The sequence below is a fragment of the Mycobacterium sp. GA-0227b genome (assembly GCF_001499855.1).
GTDB lineage: Bacteria > Actinomycetota > Actinomycetes > Mycobacteriales > Mycobacteriaceae > Mycobacterium.
Genome location: NZ_LQIK01000001.1, coordinates 314,932 through 328,274, shown reverse-complemented (window position 1 = coordinate 328,274; position 13,343 = coordinate 314,932). Strand labels below are relative to the sequence as shown.

The following is a 13,343-nucleotide window of genomic DNA, read 5'->3' as shown; positions in this document are numbered from 1 at the left end:
ACCGTGAACGCACCCAGGAAACTGACCGTCTACCTCGACGGATCGCCCCACGCCCTGGCCCCCGGCCGGTACACCGGCGCCCAGATCCGTGCTCTCGTAACCCCGCCGGCTCAGGACCTGTTCTGGGACATCGAAGACGCTGCAGATCCGGCCATCGCCGCCGACGTGGTAATCACGATCAGCGAAGAAATGCGGTTCTACACCTCGATGCCGGTGACCATCTATCTCAACACCCAGCCGTACACCGTCCCCGCCGGCGCGATCTCCGAACAGCAGCTGCGCCACCTGCCCACGCCGCCGATTAGCGGCGACGACGCCATCTGGCGCGACATTCCCGACGCCAACGACCGTCGCCTTGCCCACGGCGAGATGCTCGAGATCACCGGCGGCGAGCGATTCTTCTCAGCGCCCGAGCGGCACCGCCCCGTCACCATCATCGTCAACACACGGCCCAAGCGCGTCGAGCACCGCGAGCTGAGCTTCGAGAGCCTCGTGGAATTGGCCTTCGACAACCCACCCACCGGCGAGAACGTCCTCTTCACAATCACCTACAGCAGGGCTGCCGGGCCGAACTCGAAGGGTTCGTTGCCCGTCGGCGGCGTCCTCACCGTCAAGGAAGGCACGATCGTCAGTGTCCAGCATTCCGATAAGTCTTAGCCCCGACCTGCGTCGCCTGCGCGATCAGGGCTACGCAGTCTCGATCGTCGGCGCGCACCTCCTGCTGTCTGATGTGCCCTACGTCACCGCCGACCGCCGGGTAGCGCGCGGCACCCTCGTCTCCGAACTCACCCTGGCCGGACAGGTCACCGCCACACCGAGTGATCACGTCGTACGGTTCATCGGCGAAATGCCCTGCCACCCCGACGGAACCCCGCTGCGTGAAATGGTCATCGACTCCCAACCCCAGCAGATCAACGCTCAGCTGACGACTAATCACACCTTCAGCCACAAGCCAGCAGTCGGCTACCCCGACTACTTCGCCAAGATGACCACCTACGCCAATCTCCTGACTAGCCGAGCGCAGGCCATCGATCCCACCGTGTCTGCACAGACTTACCCGCCGCTCACCGACGACGCCGACGACTCGCCCCTGGTATACCTCGACACCGCATCCAGCCGTGCCGGCATCACAGCCGTCACCTCCAAGCTGGCCGTGCCGAAGGTCGCAATCATCGGACTCGGCGGCACCGGCAGCTACGTCCTGGACTTCCTAGCGAAGACACCGATCCGCGAAATCCACCTCTTCGACGACGATGACTTTCTCCAGCACAACGCCTTTCGCAGCCCCGGCGCTGCAACACTGGACGAGCTGCTCAATCACGTGGCCAAGGTCGACTACCACACTGCCCGGTACACGGCGATGCACCGCGGAATCGTCCCCCACCAGACTGCACTCGACGAGAACACGATCGATGGCATCGACGACATGGCGTTCGTCTTCGTGTGCATCGACGACGGGCCCGCGAAGAAGATCATCATCGACCGCTGCGAGCAACGCGGCATTCCCTTCGTCGACACCGGCATCGGCGTCGACGTCATCGACGATGCACTGAGCGGCATAGTCCGCACCACCATCAGCCGTCCCCACGAAAAGAGCCGCACAGCCGCGCGCTCACAGATCTCCCTCGGCGACATCGGAGATGACGCCTACCAGCACGGCGTGCAACTCGCCGAACTCAACGCCCTCAACGCGGCGCTCGCCGTCGTCGCGTTCAAAAAGGCCCTAGGCTTCTACGCAGACTTGAACCCCATCGACTCGACCAACTACACCCTGGCAACTAACGAGATCGACAACGTCGGCCCCGACCATGCCTGACATATCCCGCGCCGCATCCGTGTTCGGCCACCGCTTCGTCTCCGAGGTACCTCCATACCGGCACCTCGAACCATCAACCCTCTATGTCTGCATCGAGTACGCCACCACCGTGCACCTGTGCGCCTGCGGATGCGGACATGAAGTGGTCAACGCACTCTCGCCGACCGACTGGCGGATCACCTTCGACGGCGAAACGGTGTCACTCAGCCCATCAGTCAACAACAGCAGCTTGGCCTGCGCCTCTCACTACTGGATCAAACAGGGCCAAGTGCTTTGGTGTGAGACTGTGCCGACAGCTCGTGTCGAAGCCCTCCGCGCCGCCGACAGGCGCGCAAAGCAGCGCTTTTACGAAGACGCAGGGGACCACGAACCTGAAGCCAATAGGGTCTCGCACCAGAACAAACGGGTCAATCGCCTGTCACGCATCTGGCGTCTATTGCGACAACGCAATTGAAAGGCGCGCGCCTTCTCAGCATCTGAATGCGATTGTTGTCCGACCTACGGCGCGGTTTCCAGCTCGCCATGACGCGGCCACATGTCCGCTCCAGGAGCCCAGCCCGCAGCTTCGGTATCCCAAGAACCGGGGTGTTTCGGAGACCACGCATCCGTCGCCGCGCCGCACATCAGCCGTTGCCCTTGACAGAGGTCCGCGTGTGGGCGACCACAGTATGTTGAGCTTCGTGTACATCGACCGTATTGACGTCGAACGACTCCTCGGGTTCGAGAACCTGAGCGTCGAGGTTGATCCTGCGCTGCAGCTCATCGCCGGTCCAAACAACGCCGGCAAATCCTCGCTCCTCCGCGTTCTCGAGACATTCTTCGCGGACCCGTCGAGCGCAGACCTCCTGAGGTTGAAGCCCTTGCACGACTACTACGTAAACGGCGGGCCGCGAATGATGTCGAGCATTCAGGTGCAGTTCGGCGGCCTCACTGAGGACGAGAAACAGTTTTTCTCGGACGCTCTGGTGAGGAATGGAACGTTCTGGGTCAAGATCTCCTGTACCCGGGGTGGAACGATCGGCTATGCCGCAAGCCGCAAATCACCACGTGCCCGCGAACACTACGAACGCGTGCTGGAGTCCTTCAGCTTCGTCAAGATCCCGTCCGTCCGTGTGAGCGAGACAGGTCAGGGCGAGAACGACCAGTCTCTACTTCGACTGCACGAGACCCTCGAAGGCGTACTAGTACGCTCGGGTGGTTCGCGAAAAACTCAGTTGCAGAGAGAGTTCGAGGACGCAATTGCTCCAGTCGAGAAACTCGTTCATAGCGTACTGAGTGACTCCATGAAGGCTGTCGCCTCCGAGTTGCCCTTCCGCGAACGTGATCTCGGTATCAAGCTGCCGGATTCCCGGCACGCGCTACGCGGCATGCTCAAAGAAGCCGTCATCACGAGCAAGGACGAGATCGAGGTCTCAATCGGCGAGCGCGGCACGGGGTTCCAGTCCGCAATGGTTCTAGGTATTCTCCGGTACGTCGCTTCTAGGAGCAGTCAGACAGCAGGCCGGGTTGTATTTGTGATTGAGGAGCCCGAGGCGTTCCTCCATCCGCAGACCCAGCGGGCGATGGCGAAGATTCTTCGCGACATCTCCCAAGACGCGCAGCTCCTTGTAACGACCCACAGCCCCGTTCTGGTGGATTCCTTCTCCGTCCGCCGCATCGTCCGACTACCGCTGAGCCCCTCCGGGATGAACTACACGGCAAAGCGCCAGGAAATGTCCGAAGCCGAAGAGGGCAGGTTGTCGAGGTACTGCGACGCGACCAACAGCGAACTGGTGTTTGCGAATGCGGTGGTCCTCGTCGAGGGGCACGGCGACAAACTGCTTATCGACTACCTGCTTCAGAAGATCACGGGCGGGCCTGGCGGCCACTATGCCCTGGGAATAACCGTGGTTGAAGCATCGAGCATTGACAACATCCCCCATCTCATCCGCCTCGCGCAGCTCTTCGGAGTTCAGGCCTACGTCGTCACAGACAAGGATGGGCTGCATAAGGCCGGCGGTAACGGGAAGCGCAAGCTGCTAGAGATCCTGAAGGCCAAGGATCCGCGGCCGCCGCAGGACGAGCTCTTGGAGCTGTGCGGCCTGGCGGACACTGAAGTCACACACCTCACCGCGGCGCTTGAGCAACAGGCAGCACTGAACGCGATGCTAGATGCATGGGATGCGTTCGTGCTTGCGTCAGATCTGGAAGGCCTCCTGCTCGACACCATGAGGCAGGCGGACCTCGCCGAGAAGCTCGGCCCGGACGGAGAGAATCAGGTCGACAAAGCCACAGCAGAGAAGTTCGCGCAAGGAGCCCAGGGCAAGGCGGACATGGCCTCGTGGTTGGGTTCCAAGGGCTGGAACTCCACAGGCAGAAAGTCCGGCAAGGTGAAGCCTCATCTGCCGTCCGCGCTACTTCGAGAGCACTTGAGCTCGCGTACGGGTCTTCCCCGCGCCATCAGGCCCCTTGAAGCGTGGCTTCGCAGCATCGTTTCCGAGCACGAGCGATCTCCGCTCTGACTGGCCAAATCCATGCGGCGCATGTCCCGTATTCCGACGAAAGAGTTAGACCCGGTTGTCGGGGACTCGTGATGGTCGCTAGCTTGGCCAGCGGCGACGTTGATAGTCGTGGGCTTCCTGCCCGGATAGTTCCTGAGTGGAGTTGTTCACACGGACGAAAAAGGCTTGGCGCTTCTCACCTTTGATCGTGGTCGCAAAAACTGGCGCTGCCGCAGGACCTACGTCGATCCTGGCGATCGTGTGGTCCTCTATTTCGCAGATCGTCGTCCGGAGGTCTGCGGCAGCCACCTTGCCGAGTGACGATGAGATGCGGTCGGTGAGCCAGAGCTCCCATCCGTCACTATCCTGCTTCTTCCCAAGCATCGCAAAGTCTTGCTCGATGCCAAGCAAAGTCCCGTCGTCCGCGACTCCGACCAGTAGTGATCCACCGTTGCCATTCATGAAGCCGGCCAGGGTCTTTACGATGGCCCACTCCATCTGCGAGTCGCGCTCACCGGTTCGAAGGTTCTTGAGCGCCGTTGATTTGAACTCGACGATTCTGCTCTCCCCCGCCTTTGCAACGGCGACTATCCCTTCGGCATCGCCACTGCTGTCGGTACGTGCGAAGGGTGAATCGAATCCATCCTGGCTGCGCGTTACGGCCTTCCCCGTGGCTGACTCGACTTGCTTGATCAGACGTTCGAGGCGCTTTGTGAAGAACTCCTCAAAGTCGTCTGCTCTCAAAGCAATAGGGTCAATGTCGTGCGAACTCAGAATTGCGTCGAGTTCTTCGGGGGAGATCTTCTCATTCTTCTGCAGCCGCTCTACATAGACGCTTGGCGCACTGCCGCCGATCCGTCGATTGGTTCTTGAGTCAATAGCCGTCTTGTTGACGATACTGTTCATGATCCACCGCTGCACGCCGTTGGCGCGGCACCAGTCCTGCGGGAAGATGTGGTGAATGTCGATCGCATCGTCGAGATACGCATGCAAGTCAATAGTGTTGCCAGTACGGAAATCTCGTCCCCCGCGCTTCATCTGAAGAGCGTACAGACCCTTGTAAGCTGCGCTGTTCCTCGTTTGCAAGCGAACGAGGCGTCCGGCCTGAAGTTGCGACTCACGGATGGTTCGCGGTTCATCCGCACCGTTCTTAACCCAGCTAACAACGTCCTGAAGATCATTGGCGAACCGTGTTTCGGTTGATGTGCCGTACATTTCACCGAAGACACCGCACCAGTACCACCGACGCAACATCTCGGCGACACCGTGACTTTCAGCTCGGTCGCCCAGAATTACGAAGATCGCAGTAAGAGGTACCAACTGGGTCGGGTAAGGCAGGTCGGACTCCTTGAAAACTCTCTCGGCGTGGAGGAAACGGACCACCTTGGGCAGCGCATCGGTCACCGTGTCAGCCCAAGATTGGTAGTCATTCACCGTCAGGCGAAGCACGTCCCTTCGCTTACATGACGTCGCGGGCGCACGATCATCTCCCGGGTGGTTTTCTAGGTGTAGTGCCCGGCGATGGTATGTCGCGAGCAAGCTGATGATCTGGAGGAAGTCTGTCGACCGAAACGAACCGAGAACATGGTGTTCCGCCAGCAACTTCGCACGCTCAGCCCAATCATCACGCAGGGCGAAGTCATCTGCGGCGAAGGTCGCGGTGAGCAATTCGAAAACGGTCAGGGAAACACCGCCGGTGTTGACCTTCTCGAACACCTGGCAGACAGCCTCTTTCGGCGTCATCTTAGCCAGTTCGATTGATGGAACGGTGTATCGCTCGAAGTTGTGAACTACCGCTTCTTCAAAAGCATCCCACTGCTCGATACGTGTGTCCGCGTCAGCGCCGTCGGACGCGCAGAACTGCCTCATCCATTTCCTAGTCTTCGCCGCATCCAGCACAATCTCTAGCGGGAACAGTCCGGCGTCAACCTGTCCCTGCAGTGATGAGACATCTACGCCCACCTCGCCCCTGCCTCGGAGCATGCCGTCAGCGGACACCGAGAGAATCGCCTCTTCACGATCCTGGTCGGGATCTATGCACTTCGCTATGTCCGCAAAGTACCTCCGGTGAATCGAATTGCCGCGTGCGTCTCGCGTTGGCACAGGTTCTCCGGAGCCCAGCGCTAAGTACAGTGACGTAATGCGCTGCTGCCCGTCGAGGAGCAGCAATTCAGGCTCGACCGTTGCAGCGGCTTTGGCACCCTCCAAGGCCCGTGGCTTGAACTTCACATCTGGGTTGCCCGTTCGCAACGTCATGACCGCGCCGATAGGGTAAGACAACGAGATCGAGGCCAGCAGACTGCTGATATGCCCGTCATCCCATACCCAGTTTCTCTGAAAATCGGGTAGCTGCAGGGTCCCGTGTCCGGCCTGACGAAGCAGGTCGCCTAACGGCGTGTCACCGCTGGTGAACTTCTTATCCAAAGCCGATCTCTCCCTGTTCATTGGCATGAGGTTGCGCTGCTGCGCGAGTGGCAGGAGCTGCGTTGTCCCGCACGGTGTTCAGGATCGTCACGATGTTGTCAACATCCGCCTCGCCAAACACGTCGTCGGGACCCGTCGGTGCGTGGTCGATGTACGGCGACTCGTAGAGCCGCACAGGTTCTACGAAGCCGTTGGCTGTCAGTTCGGTGATGATGAGGTTCACGAAGCGGATCTGGTCGGCATTGAACTTCGTGCCGTCCAGGTATGCGCCGAAGGCTTCAGCGGCGGCTTCGCGGTCCAGCCCGACTAGTGACCGCACGAACAACCCCAGGCCATGCGACTGCTCCTTGGCCAGCTCGATATCGGCTTGCTCTCCCGTACCGCTCTCGACGAGCATCTGCTCCAACGAGGCGAGGTCATCCGGGGTCAAGGGTCTATTGCGTCGTAACCGTTGCAGCGCAACGTGATCCTGGTGCTGTCTGAGATACGCGCGGGCCTTGGCTTGGAAGCGTTCCCAGTTGGTGCCGGGCGTGATCCCCGGGAGATCAACGAGGGTGGCTTCGCTGAGTTCGTCGGCGAAGTCGGTATAGACCTGGTTCCGTTTCGCCTTCTCCAGGAACCGGAGCAAACCGCGTAGCTTGCGCCGCACCGATTCGAGCATCGGCAGGGTGACGTCAACCCACCACTCATCCCCGCCGACCTCTTCGAGAAGCCCCTCTTGTGCCTTCACCGACGGGATCGCTGTCTGGCTCAGCAGGCCAATTGCGATGTTCTGGATCTGTTCGCGTAGCCGTTCGGCCGCGACAGCGTCGCCTTCGAGTTGGGCGAGTTGACGGCGCAAGACGAGCATGTCGAAGCGCTTGGCGTCCTCGTCCTCGTCCTTGTGCGCTGACGGCAGCCCTGCGAGGTGTTCGGCGACATCGCCTGCGACATCGGGCGTCAGAGACGTCCAGGCCGGCCATTGCGAGTATTGCTCGACCAGCCGGCGGTGGGGTCGCACCAGAAAGTTGTCCAGGTTCATTCCCGTGACGGCCCGATGGAGCGACCACGCAACATCGACCCGCAATCCTCTTTCGGTCTCGGTGCCCTGCCCCTCGTCGGGTTCTGCCTCCGAGGGCGGCCAGGCGTGGTCGATTGCGGTGATCAGGCCAAGGCGCGTTTCGAACAGCCGCTGGTTCAATGACTTCTGGAACGAGCCTTCGGATCCCTGCAGGTCCTGGCTGAAGAATTCGAGGTTGCCGCAGAAGTCGAAGACGTAGAAGTTCTGCTTGTCCTTGCCGGGGCCGAAGAGATCGGGGCGTAGGCGGGTCCCGCGGCCGATCATCTGCCAAAACTTGGTCTTGGACCGAACAAGCTTAAAAAAGACGAGGTTGACCACGTCGGGGACATCGATGCCGGTGTCGAGCATGTCGACCGATATGGCGATGTGTGGGGCCTTGTCGGTGACGGAGAAATCGTCAATCAGCGACTGGGCATAGGCAGTGCTGTGGGTGATGACACGGGCGAATGTTCCGGCGTACTGCGGATATTGGACGTCAAAGCGTCGCGCGATGAACTCGGCGTGGGCTTGGTTCTTGGCGAAGATGATGGTCTTGCCGAGCCGGTCGCCCTCGGCGACGCGGTGGCCCTTGCTCATCAGTTCGGCGAGCACCTTGTCGACGGTGTCCTCGTTGAACAGGAACCGGTTGATCTCCTCTGAGCTCACCTCGTCAGGTGGGTCCTCGTCGCCCCAGTCCAGGGCATCCCAGTCGTCCTTCTCCTCTTCGGAGAGATCGGCGTAGCGGATGCCTTGACGCAGGAACTTGGTGCCGACGGAGATTCCGACAGCTGGTACCAGGAAGCCTTCCTTGACGGCGTCGTCGAGGCTGTAGGCGTCAGTGGGTACGCCGTCTTCGAGGCGGAAGAGTCGGTAGGTGTTGTGGTCGACTTCGTCTTTAGGGGTGGCGGTCAGGCCGACGAGCAGTGAGTCGTACCAGTCGAAGATGGCCCGGTACTTTTGGTAGACCGACCGGTGGGCTTCGTCGATGACGAGGAGGTCGAAGTAGCCGGGTCCGAACTTCCTAATGCCAGAGTCGGTGTCGTTGATGAGGTTCATCATCGTCGGGTAGGTGCACACGTATACCCGGCCGTCGGTGATCTTCTCGGTCACCAGATTCACGGTGGTCACATCAGGCAGATGCGCCTTGAACGCGTTGGCGGCCTGGGTGACCAGAGCTGTGCGGTCGGCGAGGAACAGGACCCGTTTGACCCAGTTGGCTTCCATCAGCTGCTTCACCAGCGCGATGACGGTGCGGGTCTTGCCCGACCCGGTGGCCATCACCAATAGGGCTTCGCGTTCCTTAGCGGTGAATGCGTCGTCGATCGCGCGAATGGCGCGGTGCTGATAGTGGCGCTCCACAATTGCCGAGTCGATCGGCGTGTCGGACAACGGTTTGTGGGTGTCGCGGCGTTGGATCAAGAGCTCAAGCTCGTCCCGGGTGTAGAAACCCTGGATATCCCGCGGAGGGTAGCCGCCGGTGTCATCCCAGACCCAGTGCTCGAAGCCGTTGGTGTAGAAGATGATCGGCCGTCGGCCGGTCATGTTCTCCAGGCAGTCGGCGTAGAGCTTGGCCTGCTGCTGGCCGACCTGCGGGCTCTTGGTCGTCCGTTTGGCCTCGACGATCGCCAACGGGAGACCGTCTGCACCCCACAAGACGTAGTCGACAAACCCCTTGCCGTCGCCGTTCGGCATGCCGGTAACCGGGTACTCGCGGTCCTTGGTGTCTGTCAGGGGCCAGCCTGCTTCGGCGAGCATGACGTCGATGAACCGATCTCGGGTCTCGGCTTCGTTGTAGTCGCGGTCGTCAGTCTGCTGGTTGGCGACTTGGGCTTTCTTGATCGCGTCGCGCAGTGCGGCGATCTCGGCGGCCTGCGCAGCGGCAAGCTCGTCCTTCTCGGCCAGCGCCTCCGCGTGTGCCTCGTCCTGTGCCGCGAACTTCGCCGCAAGCTGGGCGACCTCCTGCCGGGACAACGGTGCGGCCTTCGCCGCGATCTTCGGATCGAACGCGGCCCTCATCGGAACTGACTGCGGCTGAGTCGAATACCGGAATGTCGCCCACAGCATCACGTGGTGCAGTTCGCGCAACACATCCAACGCGGCCCGCGGCGGGATGGGCTGCGAATCGTGGACAGCAGTGTTGCCGAGCTTGCGGATCAGGTTCAACTTGGTCGCGATCCCGACGCCGACTTTAGACTTGAACTTCGGATCGTTGATCTTGGCGGCAAGGTCGTTCTTGTACGGCACCGGCAAGACTAGAACGTCATACAAGTAGTCGACCAACAATTCGACGGTGCGGCGGCTGTAAAAGCAGGCTGACCGGGGGTCGCTGGTGGCGTAGCTCTCCGCCCGCGCGCAGTCGGCGTGCATCTCGGGCCAACCGACCGTGTGGAGGAAGGCGAAGTTGGACATTGCGCTACCTCACAGCTGTCCGGAGAAAGCGCGGGATTGGAGACAACCGAGCAGTTCATCCATGAATTTAGTGGACTCGGCTAGGAATCTGGCCTGCCGTCGGCTCCTGGCTGCCACATCGCAGTACGTTTGTTGATCATCCCGAGCCGGAACTGGCGCACGATATTGGAGAAGTTTTGCTTTCGCTATGTTCCGCACGCCGGCGGCGCCGCTCGCATTGTGCCGCACAAAAGCCAAGAACTCTTGGCTCCTAAGAATGCCCAACACAAAGTCAGGTAGAACCTGACAACACTCAGGAACCTCTAGCCGCCATACCTTGTCGGGCAAGAAAAGGTTGTCACACGGCTTATCGACGATTGCTGTAGCTCCCAGTAGATCTAATGATCCACTCGCTCGACCGAAAAGCACGTCCCCAGAGTGAATTCGATGGTTGGGCGGGGGGGTATAACTTGTAGGCATCGGTTTTGACTCTGCAGGGTCAAACTGACCGCTAGAGATCGCACTGACTTTAATTACCCTGTTGTCCGGATGGGTATCATGCGCGGAGCCCACCACATTCTTGCCGCTAGTGAAGGTGATGCCTAACTCGGCCAAGCTTGCCCTCGTATCGCCATCTCGGCACGCTGCCGCGAAGGCGGCTCTTTCAATGGATTTTGTAAGGCTTACCGTGTGACGTCGTTTGCGTAGGGCCGCATCAGCATGGTCGAGTATTGAAGCGATACGACGCTGCGCGTGTAGTGAAGGAAGCGGTACAGGCCATTTTGCGAGAGCATCCCGCCCCAGATGGTTAATGCCGACCCCGCGCGAACCTCTTGCGAATGCCGATGTCGCTGCTTGCCAACGGAAGTAGTGGAGCAAGTACTGCGGGTTTGCGTTAGGCCCACATCGCACTCGCAGCAACGTGTTCTGAAACGCACACTCCTCAATTTCACCACTCCATATAGCAGGCTTCCCCACCTCGGTCGCCGAGCCAGAGGCTTCGTTGAGGAGAATGTCACCGGGTTTCAGCCGAAAGGTCTCCATCTCTGAATCCGAGAAGTTCATCGACTTCACGTCTTCAAGGAGCAGACCGGACCACCCAACATTGGCTGCCCGCAGATACTTCCGCATATTTGGACCGTCATGGTTCTGCGGTGACCGCTGCCGCCCCAGTTTCACTTCTGCAATTGATGTGAGCGGCACTGTAGGAATGCTCACGACAACAGCGCCTTTAGTGCGTCCAGCCCCGAGGAAATTTCACCCTCAAGCCTCTCGATCTCGGCGATTATCTCTAGCGGAGGCCGGTGCTCGACCACATCCTGAACGATCTTCTTGTATCGGTTTAGCGATAACTCGTATCCCTGCTCGACGATGTCGCCCTTCGGTACGCAGAACGACTGTTCAGTGCGTGTTCGCGAGAGTTCGGAACCATTCCGTTCCATCCAGCGCGAGAGCACATCTCGGAGATCGCTCGCTTCAACCGGATTCCGCTTATCGTCTAAAGAGAATCCATCAGCAGTCACGTCGTAGAACCACACCTGATCGGTACCGCCAGAGTTGGTCTTCGTGAACAACAGGATCGCCGTCGATACACCCGCGTACGGTTTGAACACACCGGACGGCAACTTCACGATTCCATCGAGCTTCTGATCTTCGACCAACATTCGCCGAAGGTCTTTGTGCGCCTTCGATGAACCGAACAGCACTCCATCGGGCACGACAACCGCCGCACGCCCACCGGGCTTCAACAGCTTCAAGAACAGCGCCACAAATAACAGCTCGGTCTTCTTAGTCTTTACGACCCTTTGCAGATCTTTCGAGGTCGACTCGTAGTCCAGCGAGCCAGCGAATGGAGGGTTCGCAAGGATCAGCGTGTACTTCTCGGCGTCTTCGGAAGCACCCTCCGACAGCGAGTCCCGGTAGCGGATATCAGGACTTTCGATGCCGTGCATCAGCATGTTCATGCTGGCGATCCGGAGCATAGTGTTGTCGAAGTCGTAGCCGTGAAACATGCTGGCGTGGAAGTGCTTGCGCTGCGCGGCATCGGTGAGGACTGACGGGTGCTGCTCGCGGATGTACTCGGACGCGGCAACGAGGAAGCCTGCCGTACCGGATGCCGGGTCGCAGATCTCGTCGGTCGGCTTCGGCGCCATCATGTCGACCATCAACTTGATAATGTGCCGCGGCGTACGGAACTGGCCGTTGACGCCGGCGCTCGCGATCTTCGACAGCAAGTACTCATATAGGTCGCCGTTGGTATCGCGATCGTTCATCGGAATGTCGTCAAGCAAGTCGACCACCCGGGACAACAGCTGCGGCGTCGGGATAGTGAACCGGGCGTCCTTCATGTGTTCGCCGTAGGTCGAGCCGTCGCCACCGATGGTCCGCAGGAACGGAAAGACCTCTCCCCCGACCGTCGTGAACATGACAGCCGGCTCCTCATTCTTGAAGCGCGACCACCGCAGCTTTTGTTGGTCTGAACCGAAACGGAGCTCACCGGATGCGCCGAGGCGCGCTTTGCGCTCTTCCAGAGTCTCTAGGTCATCGAGGCGTCGGATGAACAGCAGGTAGGTGATCTGCTCGATGACCTCCAGCGGGTTGGAGATGCCGCCGGACCAGAATGCGTCCCAGACCCGGTCGACCTTGCTCTTCAATTCACCGGTGATCACGGCCGAGTCCCCCTCAATCTCATCGTCCTGAACTGAACGGAACTGTATATAGGACCCAGCCGACAAGTGGCACACAACGCTGAGGATCGACTTGCCAGATCGGGGCGGTACCGCGACATGCGACCATCCAGATGGGGACTTGGAGCTCTATATCCCGCGGCCCTGTCGTCAGGAAGTTCAATCAGGCATTCTCCACAAAACACAAAGGTCACGAACCATTTCTGGTTCGTGACCTCTATGCCTGCAGTTCGTAGAACCGCTCTTTGTGGGCGAAGGGGGACTTGAACCCCCACGTCCCGAAGGACACTGGCACCTGAAGCCAGCGCGTCTGCCATTCCGCCACTCGCCCCAACAACCGGGGGAGCCTATCACGCACGGCGCCCCGCTCCCCAACCGTACCGGCGGCACCGCAGAGCTTGGTCACGCGCCTGGACCGATCGTGATTCATACGGTCTGAGCTGGATTGATCCGATTCTCAGAATTCTGTTGGTCCCGCAGCGCGGCGCTGGGCCGATACCATGCACATG

The 13,343-nt window shown here is 60.1% G+C and carries 8 protein-coding genes and 1 tRNA gene; 4 read left to right on the top strand and 5 right to left on the bottom strand.

Going from position 1 to position 13,343, the window contains the following annotated elements:
- Positions 1-3: 3 nt before the first annotated feature.
- From AU185_RS01535 to AU185_RS01520, 4 genes are all read left to right on the top strand, one after another.
- Positions 4-657 carry a multiubiquitin domain-containing protein gene (locus AU185_RS01535; RefSeq protein ID WP_059100548.1) on the top strand — a complete coding sequence of 218 codons (654 nt, stop codon included), beginning with the start codon at positions 4-6 and terminating at the stop codon, positions 655-657.
- Positions 632-1,816, top strand: a complete 1,185-nt coding sequence (locus AU185_RS01530) for a ThiF family adenylyltransferase (protein WP_082683685.1) — start codon at positions 632-634, stop codon at positions 1,814-1,816. The genes AU185_RS01535 and AU185_RS01530 overlap by 26 nt, the downstream gene beginning before the upstream one ends.
- On the top strand, positions 1,809-2,270 hold the full coding sequence (locus AU185_RS01525; protein WP_197413448.1) for a ubiquitination-like system serine protease family protein: 462 nt from the start codon (positions 1,809-1,811) through the stop codon (positions 2,268-2,270). Before AU185_RS01530 ends, AU185_RS01525 begins: the two co-directional genes overlap by 8 nt.
- A gap of 226 nt (positions 2,271-2,496) precedes the next feature.
- Entirely contained in the window at positions 2,497-4,317 is a 1,821-nt protein-coding gene (locus tag AU185_RS01520) for an ATP-dependent nuclease (RefSeq protein WP_172800359.1), read from the top strand.
- A gap of 78 nt (positions 4,318-4,395) precedes the next feature.
- Here AU185_RS01520 and AU185_RS01515 read toward each other — a convergent pair whose 3' ends face one another.
- From AU185_RS01515 to AU185_RS01500, 5 genes are all read right to left on the bottom strand, one after another.
- Positions 4,396-6,720 carry a GmrSD restriction endonuclease domain-containing protein gene (locus AU185_RS01515; RefSeq protein WP_059100545.1) on the bottom strand — a complete coding sequence of 775 codons (2,325 nt, stop codon included), beginning with the start codon at positions 6,718-6,720 and terminating at the stop codon, positions 4,396-4,398.
- Positions 6,713-10,168 carry a DEAD/DEAH box helicase family protein gene (locus AU185_RS01510; protein ID WP_059100544.1) on the bottom strand — a complete coding sequence of 1,152 codons (3,456 nt, stop codon included), beginning with the start codon at positions 10,166-10,168 and terminating at the stop codon, positions 6,713-6,715. Before AU185_RS01510 ends, AU185_RS01515 begins: the two co-directional genes overlap by 8 nt.
- A 9-nt stretch (positions 10,169-10,177) precedes the next feature.
- A complete protein-coding gene (locus tag AU185_RS24490; protein ID WP_231740381.1) occupies positions 10,178-11,191 on the bottom strand; it encodes a restriction endonuclease subunit S in 1,014 nt (337 codons plus the stop codon).
- Positions 11,192-11,361: 170 nt separating this feature from the next.
- On the bottom strand, positions 11,362-12,816 hold the full coding sequence (locus AU185_RS01505; RefSeq protein ID WP_059100543.1) for a type I restriction-modification system subunit M: 1,455 nt from the start codon (positions 12,814-12,816) through the stop codon (positions 11,362-11,364).
- 266 nt (positions 12,817-13,082) lie between these two features.
- A tRNA-Leu gene (locus tag AU185_RS01500) sits at positions 13,083-13,165 on the bottom strand.
- Positions 13,166-13,343: the final 178 nt, after the last annotated feature.

What these genes read in the sequence shown, in the direction of transcription:
- AU185_RS01510 (WP_059100544.1), bottom strand. Translation starts at nt 10,168, where the DNA reads ATGTCCAACTTCGCCTTCCTCCACACGGTCGGTTGGCCCGAGATGCAC.
- AU185_RS24490 (WP_231740381.1), bottom strand. Translation starts at nt 11,191, where the DNA reads ATGGAGACCTTTCGGCTGAAACCCGGTGACATTCTCCTCAACGAAGCC.
- AU185_RS01525 (WP_197413448.1), top strand. Translation starts at nt 1,809, where the DNA reads ATGCCTGACATATCCCGCGCCGCATCCGTGTTCGGCCACCGCTTCGTC.